Below are 19,934 nucleotides of genomic sequence, written 5' to 3'. Positions count from 1 at the left end.
CGATTAAACTCTATTTATAATCGCTACTGTTTTTGGGGGAGCTTTCAGGAGCATCAAAGCAGTCTGGTGTTAAGTTGGTCGTTGAAATTGTTGAAGAAGCAGCTAAGTGGGCATATTGTGATACTAACGGAATTTCGGTTGACGACCCACGGCTGACTATGAGCGATTGGAAGAAGTGGCTTACTAAGTTTTCGTGGTACACAGATGATTATAGTGTCCTTTATCCAATCATCATAGAGGAACTATTGAATCCTCGTCAAACCAGAAAAGATTTCTTCCTAAAGATTATTAACCCAGACATCCCTTCCAGCAGAGGTTATGAGATATTGTGCGAGTTAATGCACCTTGAACTTATTGACACAGTTTTAACAGGGAATTTTGATAATTGCTTATACAAAGCTAGTATTCAAGTAAGAAAGCCACCAGTTATTCATTTGATTAAAACTCCGTTTGATTTATCTACATTTTCATATACCCCTAAATATCCTCAACTAATTTATCTGCACGGATCCGTAGAGCATTACACTGATCAGAATTTGGTCGATGAGATTCAGACGTTGAACCCAGAGTTGTCTTCAACATTGAAACCGCTATTGAAGGACAGACCGTTATTTGTGATTGGCTATAGGGGGTCTGAGCCATCAGTGATGAAGAACTTATTTCTGGACAATCTGTCTTACACGAATAATTTTCATCAAGGTATTTATTGGTGTATTTTAAAAAGAGATTTAGAACAAGCCCAAGCTAATGAGTCGCTATTGGCTCCACATCTACGGGAACTAATTAAGGGAGCAGGTAATAACTTTCAGTTTATACCAATAGATGGATTTGATGAACTAATGAAAAAAGAAATCTGGGGTAAACTACGGGCTACACAAATTGACTTAAAAGCCAAACCTGTCTTTGTCCAACAAGATAATGTCTGTGCTCCTTCTTATGACACGAGACTTGTTGGTGAAAATACTATTGGCGCCCTCGAAGTGGCTTTATTAAGAGAGCGAATCAAGAACTATTGTTCGAGACTAGATATTAAAGTTTACGAAGAGGATTGGTGGTTTTATCAGCAAATGGTTCGTCTAAAGGTTGCAGAACTTGTAGCAAACGATAAATACGAATTAACTTCATCCGGCATTTTGTTATTCTCTTCTAAGACACAAGAGTATCTGCCACAAGCGCATACTATTTTGAGATTCGAGGGCAGTGAAGAATGGTTGAGGGAAGTAACTTCGTTTTCATCTGAAAGAGAAGTCAGTTTTGAAAATTTGTCAACGGGTATTATTGAGAGAAAAATAGAGGGCAATATTTGGAACCAATTGAATGAGATAACTGATACTCTCACCTTAATAAACAGACCATTCAGATTAAAGGGTGAGCTATCAGAGAATGTCTATCCTTATCCAACTCTTGCTTTAAAGGAGATAATAGTCAACTCCATAGTTCACAGGGATTATTCAATACTTATCCCCGTAGTAATTCGTGTGTCTGCTGACCGAATTGTTTTTACAAGCCCTGGCGGACTTGTTGAAGAAGTGAAACGTCAGCTATTGTCAGAATCACTTGAAGATGAAATACGAAAGGGCAAACGCGGAATTAAAGGATACAGAAATCCCGTCCTTGCAGACTTGTTTTACGGAGCAGGAGCAATGGATAAAGAAGGCTCTGGACTTTCTGATGTTGTTAAGCAAGTCATGAATGGTGGATCGGCAATCACATTTGGACCAACGGTTACGGAAGAGAATTTCGAGGTAGTCATATACCGTAGAATTGAAGAGGTAGACAAAGAAACACTTACTGCGACACCAATTACTACTACCACAATTAATGTGAAGGAACCAGTACGATTCGCTTGTAATCTATTTGAGATACTTAAACTACCGAGGGTAATTTATCACGCAGATACAGACGTAAGGCGAAGACAAGAAATATACAATGCACTGAACAACGCCTGGACACCATCATTTTTGCTCTTGAGAGAAAGAATTTGGTCTTTTTATGATTTATCAAAAGCGACCAGTCCATTAAAACAGTTCATTGACGTAGGTACTCTTGAAGAAATAACAATTGAAGAATTTCTTGACCTAAATAATGGAACGAAGGAGTTGGTTCAATTGCTCAATGACAGTATGATTCAGCATTTGTTTTCGGTAGGCCTTAGAGTCGATACAAAGAAAAAAAGAGCATATTTTACAAAAAATATTGATGGGTCTCCTAAAGAAATCAGTTATCAGGGAAGAATAAAAAAAGCTACAAGAACGGTCGCAAAACCTAGAATCAACAAAGTTACTGGGAAAGTTTACTATTGGGAGCACAAATCAATATGGTTTAGTTTTGAACGGCTTGGCGCAGTTTGGTACTTGCTAATAAATCCTGCCTATGTATTTACAATTGATGGAATTAAGCAACTACTCAAATCCGAAAAAGTAAATATTCTTTCCACCAAGAAAGCTTCAAGGGATTATAACATGAGTGTTCATAACGACCTTACTTTTTGGGCTAGTTATATTTCAGTCAACAGTGAAAGCGTTTTCTTATTAAGATCTAACATGAGGACATCGGAACGGCAAAAAATTGTAGATTCCGATCTTCCGGAAATCGTGTTGTCATCGAAACTACCAATAGCATCAGTTCATGATGTTTCAATTGTTGATCCCTTCGTGGAGCCAAGTGATTTGGAAGACATTGAAGATATAGAAAAAGAACTTGAGCAACTTGCGAAGGAAGAACAGGATAAGGAAAGGAAAAAAGATGGCAACTAAAATAGAGATAACTCAGATACCTGATCCCACGCTTGAATTTGGCGGAGTGGGAGAATTTATGGACCCGAAGGAAGGTTTAAAACAGGGGGGGCCGTTTGATTTGAGATTTGGCACAGCACGGAAATCAGTTATTCATGTAGGTTTTATTGGTGATGAAGTTATGATAGAAAAAGCAATGAATTGGTTGAGTTGTACTCAACAGCCAATCGAATCAAAAATGGCTAACATATTTCAATACCCTAACTTTCTAGGCTTTAAAGAAACATTCAGGGCAGATATAACATTTAACGAACGATGGAACTATGTTATTGATAAGTCGAGTCTCGATCAAATACTTTCTCAACGAAAAGAAACAGAGGTCTTCAAGAATACATTGGCTCTGTATTCTAACGGATTAAACCATATTTCAAAAATTGACACAGTAAAACCTGACGTAATATTTTGCTGTCTTTCGAATGAAGTCATTGATAGATGTTGGAGCGTAACAAACGAAAAGGTAAAGATAGAGGATCGGAAGAAAGCCAAAGCTCTTTCAAACCAGCTTCCATTATTTGCTGACTTTGAAAAGGAACCAATTGAAGAGCAAGAAGAGGATATTCTAAACCGAGACTTTAGGAGGGCTCTCAAAGCAACAGCGATGAGATTTGGTATTCCTATCCAAATTGGAACGGATAATCTATTTCTCGACTCGTTGAAGAATCAAGATACTGCTATTAGAGCATGGAACAGCAGCATAGCTTTATACTATAAAGCTGGTGGTATTCCTTGGCGTCTAAGAAAGGAGGGTGTAGAAACTTGTTATGTTGGAATTAGCTTTCATCATCTTTATACCACTCATGATAAGCACCTTGTGAGGTCATGTATTGCACAGGCATTTTCATCAGATGGTGAAGGTTTTGCTATTAGAGGAGTTAATGTTCCTTGGACTGCTGAGCAAGGAAGGAATGTCCACTTGACTGAAGAACAAGCGCAATTTTTGGGTGAGCGTATCCTCAATGAATATAGATATAGAACTGGAAGCACACCTTTGCGAATAGTGTTACACAAGACAACAACTTTTGATGACGCTGAAAGGCAAGGATTGTATTCCGCATTAAATAATGTACCAATTGTTGAGTTAATAAATTTAGCTCCAACAGAATTCAGATTAGTAAGGTTTGGCGACTATCCACCAAGACGAGGAATGCTTTGCACTGTAAATGATGATGCAAGTTATCTTTTCACAACTGGTTTCATGAAGGAATTAAATACATATCCTGGCCCACATATACCTGCGCCTGTCAAAATACAGTCTGATCGAAAACTCGATATTGTTAAAACCGCTTCTGATGTAATAGCCCTTTCTCGCATGAACTGGAATACAGCAAGTACTACAGGTGGTCATCCAGTGACTCTTTTATTCTCAAGACGCGTGGGTGGGATTATGGCTGAATTTGGTGATGAAGAGCCCCCATCATCATTTAGATTTTATTTATAAATATTCTCCAACTTGTAAACATTTTTTGTGTAGCCTGACATTTGCTTTTGATCTACTGAACACAAAAACCACCCTATTACCTTTTTCTTTATAATTTTGACCAACCCAATGCACAACAAAATAAATCCATCTATATCCACCGAAGCAATCATTTCCAATATTTGGGAGGTACGCAACATTTACCTAACCAAGTTAATGAACGAGGATATGCTGTTGGCTTATCTGGAAGAGAATTTCAATACCATAGCCATCAGCCCCGTGAAACTAGAATTCATCAAACGCGATTTGAAGGAGCTGCGTGATAATTCCCTTGATCTCGTCCACTATGCCTCCATCATTCGAGATACCAAAATACTTGGGTCAAGTTCATTCACACCTGAACATCCCCTCCTTGAAATTGAGCTACACACCATCTTTAAGAAGTATGGCCTAGCCAAACCAGTTTGAAAAAGCTGTATTTATTCCAGCCAATCACTTTCAAATTCTATGCATTATCTTTGCCAAACTAAGAAATTTGTTTTTCTGTGCTAATCATATCAAGCCCCCATTCTACCATCAAGTCATTTGTAAACACCCGCATGCTTAACGGGTCAATCATTACCTTCTTTCTCGCCACAAGCCACTCATTTACGTTTTCATCTGTATAGAGCTTTCTGATTTTTAGATTGTCGAGTTTTAAAAGTTTGCCCCAATGGAACGTAAATGGAACATTCTGCGCAAACAACTCAGCCCAAAAGAGTTCATAGAAACGGAATGACTCGTTGGAGAAGACACCGTCTAATTCGACAATGCACGTGATTGGAAATTTGGTAAAACCAAGGGTTGCCTGTGTTCCTTTTACGTATCTGAAAGCAATCACTCCGGCAAATGGACCCTTCGTTTTGTTTAGTTCCAGTAGTATTAAACGTACTTTGTTTACGCAATTTAGTGGAACGCCTGTAGCGGAACTCAATACTTTTCCATGGGTATCCGTATTGCTAAAAATTTCCCCATGGGTTCCCCATACACTATTGTAAGGGGCATAGGCAGATGAGATTAGAGCATTGACTATTGGAGGCACTAGAACAGGAAGTGCTTGAATGATGGCGCCAATAAAAGAAGGTGCGTCATCTCCGGGCGCAAATCCGCCTGTGGTTGAAGGTGGCGAATATGTATTTGTATAGGACCTTTTATACATGGCGGTAACGTACGCCTGATTTTTTTTGTCATATTGGTTGATGAGCGTTTGAAAATGATAAGGGCGCTCATTGCCGAAGGGTAGGGCAACACTCGTACGTTCAAAATTCAACGTTTCCATTAAATCATATAAGTCATCACCGCTATCCACCTTCAATCGATAGCATCGGTATAGGAACAGTGGATCTGTTTCTATCATCACGCCATGAATGAATCCGAAGCTGCCGAAACAAACCAACGCTGCGTTGAACAAAGAATCATCTTGAATGAGCGTAGCCTTGATATTCGATACAAAGGTTTGAGAAACGATAGGGTTGGACTTGCGTTCAAGCCACACATGCCTGGTCGGGCTTACGATAATGTGGAGACCTACTACACAATCTTGAATAGACCCCACATCAATAGCCGAACCGTGCGTACCAGTCGACATGGCTCCAACAATAGTTTGTCCATTGCTGGCGCCTGATGTTTTTAACGATCGATTTCTTTTTCTTAAGCGATCGCTTAGTTCCTTTACGGATGTTCCGCATTGGGAAAAATATAAATCTTCGGGGGATTTGGCGCAGGAAGGGGAGAGGTTCTGCTGGCTGATCTTAAAAGTGATATTCAACGATTTTGTGTTGAGCAGTATTCCATTGGTAGCAGCGATTTTTGTCCACGACCATTATCCACCAAGTACGCGCAGGGTAGTACCCGAATCAATTGCTTGCTGAATAATTTCTTGAATCGACTCGGTAGTGTCGTTATAGTCGGCAAGTATATCTCCCGTATTTCGGTTGGCGAGATCGTATAGATCGTTGATGGGCTGCTCAAAAGTCTCGTGGCGATTGATCCATTTTTTATTGCCGGATTTGTGAATGATCATCTCAATGTTGTTTAAGGGTGAATAATTAAGGAATGGAGCCCTCTCTGTCGCAGGGCTTCGCGCATTTCCACTCAATTTGCATAGGGCACCAGATACCTAGTGTAAGTACCGTAATGAGTGCGTACCCGTAATTCGTGGTTACCTTTACCTCGTCAATTTTGTTGATATTGAGTTTATCGCAATTGGTGGTAACTACATCGATGGCATTGTTTCTCTTCTGCCCAACTCCCCAAAACAAGGCATCCACTCGTTTTTTTTGATAATTGGTAGAAGGATCAAACTTAGCTGAAGATACACGATAATGATAGCAACCCTGGGCGAGGGTCATGGTCACCACCAACGCAGCCATTAACACGTGCTTTTTGGAGTCGAATTCGTTGTGCATAATTCTTGGGTATTTATATATATTGAATTTCTATAAGGGAGCGTGTCCTGACCAGCCCAAACGTGCCTAAACGAAATTGGCGATTATATTTCAAATTGCTGGTAACCAGTGGGAGAAACTCCTATGTCGTCTTATGGCTGCAAGCGATGGAGCAGCGCTCGTGAGTACTCATTCTCAACTAAAGGCAACAGACGTTATTTGGTATTGGCCTACGAAGTTAAAACATCACTGCGCTCTTCAGATTCAGCCAAGTAGCCAGCAACACGCGGGTTCATTTTTTTAGATCTACCAATATATATCGTGTGCTGCATACATATCTACAAAAAGCTACGAACTTTAAGTGGAATAGATTCGGCTAAAGCAACCTATAACACTTATGCCGAACTTGCATAGTCCTAGATTGTTGTTGGCGATGACACTGTAGATTAATGTGCAATATTTAATGGTTGTAAGTCTCCTGTGAAAACAACAAGCCCTAAATCTAAACAGTACTGAACCTAATACGAAGCCAACCGCAAATTTCCGCAACACCCGTCCAAATGCAAAAACGTGTGTAGTAGCCTAGCTGCTTTCGTCCGTTATATTATTCCAAGGGTTTGAAGTAAGTCTAATATGTGTTTTGCTTTTAGATTGTTGGCAATAACTTGTTGTGATTGTCCAGCTACTTGGTAAGTCGAAGTCCAAATAGTGTCAAACCCTCTTGTGTGATGTAAACTATCAACTGCTACCACTGTGTCTCCTCTCGTTCTTGTTGAGCAAAGTATAACCTCACATTTGAAATTATCAGCTAATTCTAACAGTCGGTTTTGTAGGTTTGTATTTGGGTCGCCTTGACTTTCAACACCAATTATTTTGCCGTTTATCTGAACAACAAGTCTAAAGTCGCCTGTTGTTGGGACCATTGCAGTCGTTGGGAAGATTTGTGTGCGAGATGGGTAAGTTGCAAATAGTAAATTTGCAAACTCTCTCAAAGTTTCTGTTTTTCCGTTGTCGCCTTTGTGCCAAATTGCCAATACTGTTTTCATTGTCGTTGTTTTAATGGGTTTCAAATCTGTTTAAGAATGTTCACAGTGGCATTGAGCAATTGATTTCAAATAGATAAAGTTTGTCATAATTGCCAATGTGGGATTTTCAAAGCAACCACACTCTTACGGATGCTTTAACGGGCATTCGAAGGAAAATTCAATACGGTAATCTAACAATCTCACCGATGATATAGTTTATTGTCAAGCTTATCATGTTTATTTTGACTATCCATAAGAGTATTCAGAATAACCGCCTGCTTTGTTCAGTTTCTATAATCCGCCTTTCAAATTGTCTACCGTAGATTTATGAGCTCAGAGGCAACTTCTCCAACACTATTATTATCCATTCCAGTCCGATGCTGTAAACTATTTCTGTATTTCTGCTTTTATGTCGATAAGGTCAATATAATGTCGTCCAGCAACATTGAGTAATTCCCTTGCTACAAACTTGTCAGTGGCAATAACTAGAAATTGCTTGCCTCTTGCTCTCAAAAGACTCAATGCTCTTTCAAAGTCTCCGTCACCACTGATTAATACTGCTAGATCGTAATGCTCTAGTGTATTGAACATGTCAAGAACGATTTCAATGTCTAAGTTTGCTTTCCTTTTTGTTGTCCCAGTTTTGCTGTCATAGATTGTCTTTATTTGTTTTGTAACGAGCGTATAGCCCATTGAGGGAAGTGCGTCTAGGAATGCCTGCTGTTTCGCCTCGGGTGGTGCATCTTGTCCTATGTAATAAAACGCATCAACAATTTCTCCTTTTTTACCAATATAGTCCAAAAGTTTTTTTGGGTCAGCGAACCATTTTAATGCATCTCTTTGCATAAAAAAGAAATTCGCTCCGTCAAGAAATACTGAGATTCTCATGTGTTGTCAATTTAATTTGTCTAACAAGTTTCTGTTGCGTTGCTTTGGGCATTGGCGGTAACAGTGTGTGTTTGCGAAGTGGCCGCATAAACAATTGCTTTTTTCATTTGATCCGTTTCGGGATTCTGCGCCTATATGTTGTTTGCCTTAATGCGTCATTCTTATCGGCTTGAATTTAAGCCTGCGGGCCAAATCAAGCACTTTAATCCGACAGCCGGAATTAGCCAAATCATGTAGGTCAAGAGCTCTTCGCGCCAAGTCGTTGAATCCGCGAGGGCTTCCACTGAGCCTACCAGCAGGGTCGTTAATGTAAAAAAGCCCCAATGGATCTGCATCGTTATCCGAAGGATCATTATTGTCGTCTGTACCCAAACCAGTTAAGAATCCCGATAAGGAAGCCGCAGTTCCAAAACTTGTTGGTCTAACATGAGTGAATGTGAAAGTCTTTGCTTCACCTCCATGGCAACCACTACATGTGTTCAAGGAGAATACATGACGAGCCTTATCGCTAACAATTAGCTCTGGTGCAACATTACGTCCATTCCAATGATAGCTAGTTGCGTCAATAGAATGCGATTTACCTCCCAAAAAGGAAACTCCGTCAAACAATTCAGGGACGGTATAGTTATTTGTTTCAACTGCAGCTTGGTTATCGTTAATAAATTTCACTAGCCTTTCGACATTAACTGCTTGAACGGGCTGAGGAGTGCTTAAAGCTAATGTGTTGACTTGATTGAAAATTGTAGCTGGCTCTTGCTTTGTGGTAGTAATTTTTAACTGATGCGTTGCAGCATCTATTGAAAATTCACGAAGTTCCCATGGTCTGCCCAAAGCTATTTCGTTTGTGCGGAGCTGATTTAATGAGCTCTGGTTTGGCTTTGAGGGATTAGTACCACCCTTAGTAAACTGATCTGTAATATCCTGTAGCTTCTGATTGTAGGTGGTTGAGCCGATTGTTTCGTTTTCCAGTTCGTACCACTGCTTAGCAAATGCTTTTACATCACTACACTTACTCTTATTAATGCCGTATTCGAAAATGACGGTAAACTGCAATGGGTTACAGGATGAGGAAAGAGCAGTGAATACAAGTCTACCTTCTCCTGCATTACTAAATCCATATCCCGAATTTCCTCGAAGGTCAAGTCGATTGACAATTGCCATTAACTTAAATGGCAATGCCTCCAACTTTAATGGCTGGTTGACACCACCACTTAACTGTTGCCAGGTATTTATAACATTGTCAATCGCGTTTCTTGCGGGGACATTATCATTATTTGGATTAGCCAGTGTCTTCCATGATTTGAGCCAGCTTAACGTGAAATCAACAGGGTTGACTCCAGTCATTGTTTGGTTAGCAAGCTCGTTCATTAACATGCCAAACGTCCATACACCACTTGAATTGCCAACCCGTGTGCAAGGATTAAATGTACGGGTTCCGTCCTCCACTACAGCCGGATCGGTAACCATTAAAGAATGATCTTTGATTTTAACAAGAGTGGCAGCGTCTGGCGCAATTACAAACAGATCAATGGGCACTTTCTTACGTAAACCATTCTCAAAATCAAAAGTTTTTAACCGCGCCCGCAAGTCAGCTCGAGTAAGCACAATGGCCGATCGATTGTCGAATTGGATGGGTGGATTTTGTTTAGAGAATAATTCTAAATTGCTGCGTACTCCTTTCATTAACTCCTTGACGTCTTCTTTTAGAACGATACTAAAAATGTTATCTCCTTTTTTTTCATCTCCATTTTTGCCATCATCATTCAATACTACTTTTTCATCACCCAATTGAATTGGGAGAAACGACTCTTTCAGTTGCCCTTGTTCAAACTCAGAGGTTAAAAGAATATTTCCACTCTCCGTTGGCTTTGTCAATTCCTGAATAAATACTCCTTTAGGAATTGGGGGATTCATTTCAAAAGCAGGATTTAAATTAAACTGTGTTATATCCAGCGGCTTTTCCTTATCACGACAAGAAACAACCACTAGCATCAAGCATAAAAGATTTAAAAAGACTTTTAGTGTTTTCATAGGGACTGGTTTTGCTTACTCTTCTTCGGATTTTCGGCATGCTCCGCTCAGGCGAAAATAGCGATGTGAAATTAGAAAGGGGGGAAGGGGTGGGAGAAAGTCCCATGGGATTTTTGGGAAGGAATGAAAAAGTTGTTGTGTTAAGGATTTTTGAAGAAGGACTTATCAATCCATACTCTCTAAAAGTACCTTATCTGCTTGTCTACAGAGATCGACTTCTTTAGCACAATTCCATTGTGACAAACTTACTAAGATGCTTTCTCGAAACGTCTTGCAAACTCTAAGGGGAACGGCTTTATACTCAGGGGCGTCTTTTTCCCTTGAACATCGTAATACATCGAGGAGTAAAGAAAATTAGTTCCTTTGACAGAATAATCATCTACGCCATTTCTTACCATAAGCCAATCAAGAATTAAGACATTTGGGTTTAGAATCTGCGCTGAGAACATGGTAAACCCGTAATTTTCTTTGGGAGAAAAAGACCATTCTATTGAAAATGCAAATTTTGAGATATCGTCTTTATTATAAAAGGTTTTGAAAGGAAAAATTATTGAGTCATATGGAGACGATAGGCAAAATTGGCCTGATATGTTACCATCCGATCCATTGAAATTTATAATCAATGAATAGTCATTGGAATAAAAACGTAAAGGCTTATTTTCGAGCATGTAGTGAATTTTCACCTTAGTCATAAATTTTAACGAAAATATATCTGTTAAAAAACGCTAAATTGCGATGTTTATTACATGCTTTTAATCAGCCCACATTAATTTATGGTTAACGATATTGCTAAATCACTAACAATTCTTAAGGAAATAAAGGATTATATACATCCACTCTCAGAAGAAGAGTTTTTTAATCTAGAAAAAAGTATTCTTCTAGAAGGCTGCCGAGATCCCCTTATTGCTTGGCAAAAAAAAGATGATCAGTTGGTTCTTGTTGATGGACACAACAGATATAAAATCTGTAAAAAGAACAACATACCTTTCAAGGTAAAGAAGATTGATTTCAAGGATATCGAGGAAGTCAAAATCTGGATGGTCGAGAACCAAATGGGAAGGAGGAACTTGACTCCAGACCAAATGAGTTACTATCGAGGCTTAAAGTACCTTTCTTTAAAGAAAAAGAAAGGTGGGTATGATAACGTGCTATCTAAAGGTCAAAATGACTTTTCGACTTCTGAATTTCTAGCCGCTCAATTTGATATTAGTGAAAGTACAATAAAAAGGGATGCCAAGTTTGCCGAGGGGCTCAATGTAATTGGCTTTACCAACCCAGGACTGAAACTAAACATCTTGACAGGAAAAGCTACGGTTAAAAAAGCTGATGTTCAGGCTCTTACCGATGCTAGAAACCCTGAAAAAATGAACATAAAAAATGAAGCCGATTTGTACAATAAAGCAAAGGCGATCAAAGAGGAAGTCTTGCAGGAAGTGGAAGCCAAGGTAAAGAAGATCGAAAAGCAGAAATCCGAAAAAGCGCAAGAGATACTTAAAGGCATGGAACCTGCATTTCTTACCAGAGAGGATAGGCTTAAAAAAATAAAGGGTATGATTATCAGTGCAATCAATCGTGCTATAATTGCGAGGGACTCCGTTGCCATAAAAGAACTAAAAAAGCTGATTGGTAAACTTGCAACTGAATTACAGGATTAGGTGTTTTAGCCCGAAAAAACTTTAGCGACCTCGCACCTCGTTAAAGTGTCAAATTGAGCTTTCGAGCTTTAAGAATAGATTAAGTAATTGATAATTAATTAGGGTTCAATACCGTACTAACAATATACTGTAACTTCCTTTTTCATTTTGTTCATCTGTCACAAAAGCATTCCACCGAGGAACATCGAAAAAAAAATAGAATAATCTTGTTTGTCAAGATTATTTTATTTTACATTGGCAAAGAATACAATTAGCGACTAAAAATTTTTTTTCTAGTAGTTGTATTAAAAGTAAATTCTTTTGTATTTCTCGTCTGATCAAATAAGTTACGGGGGACTTATAGTAGCGAAGCTCTGTCATTTTAGAATTTCTTGTCGGTAGAATTAATTCGCGAATATTCTTATTTGCTTCTTGTCTTTAGTGCACAGTGTCCGCCTAATTTGTGAAGAGGGGATTTAATCTTGGCATGTTCGGGTTTGGCGGTGTTGGCCAGGGTCTCTATCATATGCTCCATGAAACAGCTGGAATTAAGGCGGCAATTAAAAAGATATGTGTTAAGAATGAAAAACAGCGTATGATCCCTGCATCACGACTTACTTTTGACAGTTGCGATATCTTGTTCGATCCCAAAATTGACATCGTGGTGGAGCTGATCAACGATGCTGACGCAGCATTCTCCATCGTGAAGACGGCACTCGAGCAGGGCAAGGCTGTAGTTACTGCCAACAATAAAATGCTATCGGAGCACATTGAGGAAATCTATCTTTTACAGCGCAGGCATGGAAAACCGGTACTTTACGAAGGGGCTGTTTGCGGAAGTATACCAATCCTTCGCAACCTAGAAGAATATTGCAACAACGATCATCTGATCAGTAGTATCGCGGGGATATTTAATAGTCCAACAAACTACATTCTCACAAAGATATTCGAAGAAAAGATCAGCTATTCAGAAGCACTCGCGGCAGTACAGCGGCTTGGTTTCGCGGAATCGGATCCTACGCTCGTTAGTGGATATGATCCTAAATACAAACTCGTGATTGCAATTGCCCATACGTTTGGACTGTTCGTCAATCCCGAAGATATTATTAGTATCGGCATCAATAAGATATCGGGGCTCGATTTGAAATTTGCGTCAGAAAATAACTATACAATCAAGTTGATTGCTCGCGCGTTTAGAGATGGTGAAAAGGTTTATGGCTTTGTGGCTCCACAATTTCTTGAAAAGACGGACGAATTCGCTACTGTGAGGAATGAATTTAATGCCGTGCAAATCAAGGGTGTGTTCAGCGAATCACTTCTGTTTATTGGAAAAGGTGCTGGTTGTTATCCCACTGGTTCGGCCGTGATGTCGGATATTTCTGCATTGGCTTATGACTATCGCTACGAATATAGAAAGCATCACCAGGGACTTAGTGTTCAATTTTCAAATGATCTGTGCGTGGAGGTGTTCATTAGCTTTCAAAATCCTGGTGAACTTGTTCCCGGAGATTTTGTAGAATTTATGTCGGGCTATGCATTTCAGGGAAACCAATATATGCGTGGAAGCATAATGTTGGAGAAACTTCTTACTTTATCGAAAGAGCGATCGGTAGGAATTATATTATGTCCAAAGACCACGCAATTTCCCGTTAGTGTTGAAAAGCTCGCGCTAGTTTAAGCAGCGGATAAGGGTCATCGAGTTCACTTACTATTGAACGGGTCGCTCGATCTTTAAAGACATGGCAGTTGGCTGAGCATGACCGGAATAGAATGGCTAATGTTGAAAAGGCACATATCCGCAATGGAAAAGTCAAAGAATAAGTTCAGGTATGACACAAATCTACATGAGAATAAGTGGTACGTTGTTTATACACTGCCTAAGTCAGAAAGAAAAGTGGCTTCAAGTATTGCTGCGATGGGGATAGAATCGTACTTGCCAATGCATAAAGTTATCCGGCAATGGAGCGATAGAAAGAAAAAAATGGAAGTCCCACTTTTTTCAAATTATGTGTTTGTGAAAGTGGATGATGTTAGGAGAAGGCTTCTGTTTTCAATTGATGAGTTATTGAAATTTGTTTCCATTGAAGGTAAACCAGTTGTGATCAGAGAGAATGAAATCTTGACAATTAAAAGGCTATTGAGTGGAGATTTTGATGAGATTTCAACGGAGGAATATTTTCATTTTCAGGAGGGAATGAAGGTAAGAATAGCGCACGGACACTTTGCAGGGCTAGAGGGTGTGGTCATTAAAAAATGTAATAAGTCTCGATTGATTATTAAAGTAGAGGGTTTGATGAAAGCTTTTTCGTTTGTACTTTCGTCAAAGTATGCAAAGAAGATTGATTTTATTCAAGAAAGTTCGCTTGTCGATACGTGACGAGTCTATGCTGTGTTCATAGTCATAAGTACAAAATCAAACTAAATGATTGCCGATCAAACGAGCGCCGTCTGGTATGTTGTATATACGCATCCAAGGGCAGAACGAAGACCAATGATAAGCTTCAGGAGGAAGGAATTACATTTTTCCTGCTTCTCAGGACGATTGTTCGTCAATAGAACGAGACTGGAAGTTCCTTTGTTCCCCTCCGTGTAAAGTGGAATGAAAAGGTCTATCCAAATTATTTCCCCGCATATCGACGATGCAATATTGAGCATGGGAGGCGCAGTAAGAAATCTCCTTAAGAGAGACGAGCACGTAACGATCCAGTATGTATTTACTGTTTCGAACTGGACTAACCGGGATGCGATTTGCGAAGATGGGTATCCACCTGATGTCGACACAATCACTGGGATAAGAAAGAATGAAGAATCGGACGTTGCGGTTAAACTCGGCTACACCTTTAAGTTCCTGGATTTCGTTGACTTTCCATTTCGGGATCAACATAGCGAAGAAACCGAAAGAGACCTGGTCGACCGAATCGCCGATACACTTATTAAAAGTTGTGGCCGAAAAGATATCTTTATTGTTCCATTAGCAAGCGGTCTGAAACATCCCGATCACGATATTGTCCGCTCAGCTTCCCGGAAATTGATTGCTCTCGGTTGCATGGTATTTTTTTACGAAGATCTGCCTTATGCCGCCAGGAGTTGCCACGATCACAAGAACACATTTAGGGTAATGACTGAGTCTGGATACCGTCCCGAGATCTTTGAGATTGATATTGAACTCAAGGAGTCTCTGCTACGATGCTATAAAAGTCAAATGTCGGACGAATGGCTCGGGTACGTAAAATCGTACTCCTATAACCTGTTCGACAATAATCACTACGAACGGATCTGGGTTCCTATTGGGGCTGAAAAAATCACGCAAGATGTTTGACCGGAAGTGGATCAGGAAGGATATCTGGAGAACTGAAGGAGACGTCGAGACAAGCGCTTCTGCAGTCGACAGAAGAAACATTCTGGCTACACTCCATCTGACATGGGAAATTCACTGCGTCGAATGTGCTATGCCAACATGTTATTCGCTTTGCACATTCTATTCTGCGAGGGAGGATGGAAATTGCGAACGATCAGCCTACGGGATCTATCCAAATCGGAATTTTGTCGGCCATTATAATTACGGCGCTGACATCAGGTTCCGTAAATGGGCGAAAGTTGAGGCCAAACTTGCCGATTCATATCCTGTCCAAATACGATACTTTTTAGGGCGGCCGTTCAACGTCAATTTTTGGTCAAGACTTTTTAACAACGCGAATCGAAAAAGTAATTATCGCGATGGAGTTTTCGATGAGTTCCTGATCGAATGTTTTTCTACTGAAAAAACTCCTTTTAAGTTAATCTTTGAACATTTTGAGCAGAAAAATGAACTAAGACAGACCAGGCTCAGAACGGATTTCACGGTCAGTTATGGCCACAATAGATTTAGCATTCCCTTTCGTTCATTCGCGTTAGCAGGCCTAAAGGGCTACATCCACCTTTGCCCAGAGGATACCAATACAGAGAAAAGGATCATTTTCACCTGGCTGGATTTTGTAAAGTTTCGGAAACAGGAAAGCAGCCAAAAAGAAAATAGAAGTCACCGAAAGATCAAGTGCATTGCGTGGGACCTAGATAACACCATGTGGCGTGGAATTCTGATAGAAGACCAACAGGTTTTCCTAAATCCCGAGTCCGTTAGGGCCATAAAGTTGCTGGACGCGCGTGGAATAATTCAAACTATTGTCAGTAAGAATAATTATGAGCCTTGCTGGGAGAAAATTAAAGAGTTCAAACTGGACAAGTATTTTGTGTTACCTGAAATCAACTGGGATCCCAAAAGCAAGAATCTTCTGAAGATCGTTAAGCAGCTCAATATTGGGATGGCGGACGTCGGCATAATAGACGATTCGCCATTTGAACGGGACGAAATAAAGCAGCATATCCCGGAAGTGAATATCTACACCGAAAACGACATACAGTATATTCCGAGTTTCCCCGAATTCGACGTGATTGTTAGTGAGGAAAGCAAGAACCGACGTATACAATATTTGGTGGAAACCAACCGCGTGGAGGACAGCGATAAATTTGCAGGTTCCTATGAGAGTTTTCTCATCAGTTGCGCCATGCATGCAGAAGCATTTATTCCTGAGGAGGAAAGTCAGATTCGTCGGTGCTTCGAACTCGTTCAACGGAGTAATCAGTTAAATCTATCCACTATTCGGTATTCAGAAAGCGAGTTTCGTAGTCTTCTTAAGGACAGATTAGTAGTTCCTGTAGCAATAAACTGTAAGGACCGTTATGGGAACTATGGAATAGTCGGATTTTCCAGTCTCAGGATTGTGAAAGAACCATACCTTGAAAACTTTGTAATTTCTTGTCGCGTGGCGCAAAAAATGGTTGAATACACTTTTATAAAGGAGCTCTGCCTTGTGCTGCGAAATGCGGGATTTACTAAGATGATGGCAAGACTGGTAACTAGTGCAAAAAACGGGCCTTTAATAAAGGTATTTCAAGATCTTCCATTTATGGTCCAGGATAAGACAAACAATGTCCAAACTTTAAAACTGGAATTGAAGCAGGAGGTCCACGTAGCACAAGTAATGAGTTTCAAAATGGATCCGAAAATCCTGGAGAAGATAGCGGATAGTAAGTAGGGGGGCACTGACGAAAACCCCACTCGGGAAATTGAACTAACTTGCCACCAACTATTTTTTCAGTTATATTTCAGGTATCAAAGCCAACACTATGTTAAAACATCATCTCATACTCTTCTTCAGACAGATCAAAAGGAATAAGATCTCCTTTTTGATAAACGTTACTGGCTTAACGATCGGTCTTGCAACGGTGCTGTTGATCTACATATGGACATCGACTGAGTTAAGTGTCGACAAATTCCTGGACAACAAGGACAACCTCGTTCAGGTTCTGCAAAACATGCCGGGGTCTGATGGGATCACCACTTGGAAAAATACTCCAAGCCCATTGTCCGCTTTACTGGTTGCGGAGTTTCCGGAGGTCAAACAAGCTGTCACAGTGCTTCCATTTGAATGGTTTTCCAGTGACGAATTTATCCTGTCGAATGGACAAGAGCAATTCGTGACATCACGCAACCAATTCGTCAGCAAGGACTATTTTTCTGTGTTTTCTTACCCGCTCACTCAAGGAAGCAGGGATCATGTGCTTGACGACGATAATTCGGTTGTTATTTCGGAAGAGTTAGCATTGAAACTATTTGGAAAGGAGAACCCCTTGGGTAAAAACGTTGTGTGGTTGCACAATACCTTCGGTGGTAGTTACAACGTTACGGGAGTGTTCAGCCTTCCCGCCAGCTCATCGAGCATGTTTGATGCCGTGTTCAGCTATGAAGTCATCAATAAACTTACCGATGGATACCAGAATTGGGACAACAGTAATCCGTATACGTTCCTGCTTCTAGATCCCAATGCCAATATCGACCGATTCAATGACAGGATCCGAGACGTAGTAAAAAGCAAGAATAGTGATTCACAGGGTACCTTGTTTGCCCAGCGGTATATGGATACCTACTTGTATGACGCTTACGAGAACGGGAAGCCCGCAGGAGGGAAGATCGAGTATATCAAACTATTCATTGTAATAGCGGCTCTTATACTTTTGATCGCGTGTGTTAACTTCATCAATTTGTCCACCGCAAAAGCATCGACCAGAGTGCGGGAGATCGGTTTGAAAAAGGCGATTGGCATCAAACGGATAAGCCTGTTCGAACAGTTTTTGATGGAGTCGTTGATGACAGTATTTATTTCGCTGAGTGTGGCACTGGTATTGGTGATACTCATACTACCGGAACTCGATACACTCTTTGGAAAGGAGGTCGTGTTAACATTCACTGTGTGGTCGGTAGGTGGATTTCTAATCGTAACAATTGTAGCCGGCATCCTGGCGGGCTGCTACCCGGCCATATACCTGTCGGGGTTCTCACCTGTCAAGGCTTTGAGGGGAACGCTCGATACCGGGAAAGGCGGTCAGTCGATCCGAAAAGGACTGGTGGTATTTCAGTTTACGGTAACAACGATTTTGATTCTGTCGATCCTGGTAATCTACAAGCAGATAGAATTAGTACAAACGAAGAACCTTGGTTACAATAAAGACAACATAATAACCTTTACGAAGGGTGTGCCCCTTTCTGAACAATCTAACGCTGGCGAAGCAAATCAGATCAAATCGTTTAAGAAGGACACTACGGGGGTTGAGAAGCCTGAACAAAGAATCGAGAGATTCTTGAAGCTTTTGAAGAACATTCCCGGCGTGGCAAATACTTCGCAATATGCCTACTTCATCGATAATTTCGGAACTACCGATGGTCTCTCATGGCCAGGCAAAGATCCGAACAACGACATGGTGTTTGCAAATATAGCGGCCGGTTACGATTTCGTCGAGACCACAGGAATGGAAATGGTACAGGGGCGCTCATATTCGAGAGAATTCGGGGAAGAGAATAAAAAGATAGTCTTCAATGAGACGGCGGTGAAAGAGATGGGACTTACTGATCCGATTGGGGCAAAGGTTGTTCTTTGGGGCGAAGAGCGGGAAATAATCGGGGTCGTTAAGGATTTTCACTTTGAACGGATCTACGAAAAAATAAAGCCGCTGTTCATCAATCTGACTACGGATGATTTTGCATCTCAATTGATCGTAAAGATTGATGGAAACAATCAGGATGATGTAATCGATCGTGTGAGGAGTGCTTACGAAGAGTACTTTGTTTCAAGCCTTCCGTTTGAATTCAGGTTCCTGGACGAAAAGTATCAAAAGCTGTATGATCGTGAAAAAAGAGCTGAGATGCTCTCGGGATATGCCGCCGGGATTGCAATTTTCATTTCCTGTATTGGATTGTTTGGGCTTGTGGTGTTCTCTACCCAGAAGAGAAAAAAGGAGATCGGAATAAGAAAGGTGTTAGGGCAGGGAGATATTCAAATTGCATTGTTGGTGTCCAGAGAATTTACGCAGTTGGTACTGATATCGATCGCAGCGGGCCTGCCCTTGTCGTATTATTTCATGTCCAATTGGTTATCCGATTTTGCTTATAGGATTGATCTGAAGTTCCAGTATTTCCTGATTGCGGGCTCAGTTGTTATGATCATCGCGCTACTGACTGTAACCTTGCAAACGCTTCAAGCTGCCCAGAAGAATCCAGTGGATGCTTTGAGAGAGCAGTAGTAGTCCAAATCTTTCAGCAATTCAATCCGGTGTTCCCGCTTGAACGCCTCACATTTTTCTTTCCCTTTTCATTCTGGTTCTTTTCCGAATACCGATCGGTA

Annotated in this window: 14 protein-coding genes and 1 pseudogene; 9 read left to right on the top strand and 6 right to left on the bottom strand. The window is 40.5% G+C overall.

The window, feature by feature from the left end; all coding sequences use genetic code 11:
* The first annotated feature begins 32 nt into the window (after window positions 1–32).
* From KA713_05220 to KA713_05210, 3 genes are all read left to right on the top strand, one after another.
* Window positions 33–2,756: an SIR2 family protein gene (locus KA713_05220; GenBank protein ID UXE67994.1), complete on the top strand. Its 2,724-nt coding sequence runs from the start codon at window positions 33–35 to the stop codon at window positions 2,754–2,756.
* Window positions 2,746–4,233 (top strand): hypothetical protein, encoded by a 1,488-nt coding sequence (locus KA713_05215; GenBank protein UXE67993.1) that lies wholly within the window; start codon window positions 2,746–2,748, stop codon window positions 4,231–4,233. The genes KA713_05220 and KA713_05215 overlap by 11 nt, the downstream gene beginning before the upstream one ends.
* Before the next feature lie 108 nt (window positions 4,234–4,341).
* Window positions 4,342–4,680 (top strand): hypothetical protein, encoded by a 339-nt coding sequence (locus tag KA713_05210; GenBank protein ID UXE67992.1) that lies wholly within the window; start codon window positions 4,342–4,344, stop codon window positions 4,678–4,680.
* Window positions 4,681–4,738: 58 nt separating this feature from the next.
* Here KA713_05210 and KA713_05205 read toward each other — a convergent pair.
* The 6 genes and pseudogenes from KA713_05205 to KA713_05180 all read right to left on the bottom strand — a co-directional run bounded on the left by KA713_05205 (window position 4,739) and on the right by KA713_05180 (window position 11,274).
* Window positions 4,739–6,274: pseudogene (locus KA713_05205) on the bottom strand (FAD-binding protein).
* 25 nt (window positions 6,275–6,299) lie between these two features.
* On the bottom strand, window positions 6,300–6,602 hold the full coding sequence (locus KA713_05200) for a hypothetical protein (GenBank protein ID UXE69039.1): 303 nt from the start codon (window positions 6,600–6,602) through the stop codon (window positions 6,300–6,302).
* A 635-nt stretch (window positions 6,603–7,237) separates the two neighbouring features.
* Window positions 7,238–7,684, bottom strand: coding sequence for a hypothetical protein (locus KA713_05195; GenBank protein ID UXE67991.1), 447 nt, complete (start codon window positions 7,682–7,684; stop codon window positions 7,238–7,240).
* 366 nt (window positions 7,685–8,050) lie between these two features.
* Window positions 8,051–8,551, bottom strand: coding sequence for an NYN domain-containing protein (locus KA713_05190; protein UXE67990.1), 501 nt, complete (start codon window positions 8,549–8,551; stop codon window positions 8,051–8,053).
* Between the two features lie 147 nt (window positions 8,552–8,698).
* Window positions 8,699–10,582: a hypothetical protein gene (locus tag KA713_05185; GenBank protein ID UXE67989.1), complete on the bottom strand. Its 1,884-nt coding sequence runs from the start codon at window positions 10,580–10,582 to the stop codon at window positions 8,699–8,701.
* Between the two features lie 248 nt (window positions 10,583–10,830).
* A complete protein-coding gene (locus tag KA713_05180; GenBank protein ID UXE67988.1) occupies window positions 10,831–11,274 on the bottom strand; it encodes a hypothetical protein in 444 nt (147 codons plus the stop codon).
* An 81-nt stretch (window positions 11,275–11,355) separates the two neighbouring features.
* Between KA713_05180 and KA713_05175 the strand changes: the two genes are divergently transcribed.
* From KA713_05175 to KA713_05150, 6 genes are all read left to right on the top strand, one after another.
* Window positions 11,356–12,237, top strand: coding sequence for a ParB N-terminal domain-containing protein (locus KA713_05175; protein UXE67987.1), 882 nt, complete (start codon window positions 11,356–11,358; stop codon window positions 12,235–12,237).
* A 442-nt stretch (window positions 12,238–12,679) separates the two neighbouring features.
* Window positions 12,680–13,894 (top strand): homoserine dehydrogenase, encoded by a 1,215-nt coding sequence (locus KA713_05170; GenBank protein ID UXE67986.1) that lies wholly within the window; start codon window positions 12,680–12,682, stop codon window positions 13,892–13,894.
* Between the two features lie 123 nt (window positions 13,895–14,017).
* Window positions 14,018–14,593 carry a UpxY family transcription antiterminator gene (locus KA713_05165; GenBank protein ID UXE67985.1) on the top strand — a complete coding sequence of 192 codons (576 nt, stop codon included), beginning with the start codon at window positions 14,018–14,020 and terminating at the stop codon, window positions 14,591–14,593.
* 222 nt (window positions 14,594–14,815) lie between these two features.
* Entirely contained in the window at window positions 14,816–15,535 is a 720-nt protein-coding gene (locus tag KA713_05160; GenBank protein UXE67984.1) for a PIG-L family deacetylase, read from the top strand.
* A complete protein-coding gene (locus KA713_05155; protein UXE67983.1) occupies window positions 15,528–17,291 on the top strand; it encodes an HAD-IIIC family phosphatase in 1,764 nt (587 codons plus the stop codon). The genes KA713_05160 and KA713_05155 overlap by 8 nt, the downstream gene beginning before the upstream one ends.
* Window positions 17,292–17,382: 91 nt before the next feature.
* On the top strand, window positions 17,383–19,833 hold the full coding sequence (locus tag KA713_05150) for an ABC transporter permease (GenBank protein ID UXE67982.1): 2,451 nt from the start codon (window positions 17,383–17,385) through the stop codon (window positions 19,831–19,833).
* Window positions 19,834–19,934 lie beyond the last annotated feature (101 nt).

It is taken from the genome of Chryseotalea sp. WA131a, assembly GCA_025370075.1.
GTDB lineage: Bacteria > Bacteroidota > Bacteroidia > Cytophagales > Cyclobacteriaceae > ELB16-189.
The sequence above is the reverse complement of the archived record's forward strand: the minus strand, read 5'-3'. Positions and strand labels throughout refer to the sequence as shown.

Excerpts from the sequence above, each read along its gene's own strand:
- KA713_05180 (UXE67988.1), bottom strand. The coding sequence starts at position 11,274 with ATGACTAAGGTGAAAATTCACTACATGCTCGAAAATAAGCCTTTACGT.
- KA713_05215 (UXE67993.1), top strand. The coding sequence starts at position 2,746 with ATGGCAACTAAAATAGAGATAACTCAGATACCTGATCCCACGCTTGAA.
- KA713_05150 (UXE67982.1), top strand. The coding sequence starts at position 17,383 with ATGTTAAAACATCATCTCATACTCTTCTTCAGACAGATCAAAAGGAAT.
- KA713_05190 (UXE67990.1), bottom strand. The coding sequence starts at position 8,551 with ATGAGAATCTCAGTATTTCTTGACGGAGCGAATTTCTTTTTTATGCAA.
- KA713_05195 (UXE67991.1), bottom strand. The coding sequence starts at position 7,684 with ATGAAAACAGTATTGGCAATTTGGCACAAAGGCGACAACGGAAAAACA.
- KA713_05160 (UXE67984.1), top strand. The coding sequence starts at position 14,816 with ATGAAAAGGTCTATCCAAATTATTTCCCCGCATATCGACGATGCAATA.
- KA713_05165 (UXE67985.1), top strand. The coding sequence starts at position 14,018 with ATGGAAAAGTCAAAGAATAAGTTCAGGTATGACACAAATCTACATGAG.
- KA713_05200 (UXE69039.1), bottom strand. The coding sequence starts at position 6,602 with ATGACCCTCGCCCAGGGTTGCTATCATTATCGTGTATCTTCAGCTAAG.
- KA713_05175 (UXE67987.1), top strand. The coding sequence starts at position 11,356 with ATGGTTAACGATATTGCTAAATCACTAACAATTCTTAAGGAAATAAAG.
- KA713_05155 (UXE67983.1), top strand. The coding sequence starts at position 15,528 with ATGTTTGACCGGAAGTGGATCAGGAAGGATATCTGGAGAACTGAAGGA.
- KA713_05185 (UXE67989.1), bottom strand. The coding sequence starts at position 10,582 with ATGAAAACACTAAAAGTCTTTTTAAATCTTTTATGCTTGATGCTAGTG.
- KA713_05210 (UXE67992.1), top strand. The coding sequence starts at position 4,342 with ATGCACAACAAAATAAATCCATCTATATCCACCGAAGCAATCATTTCC.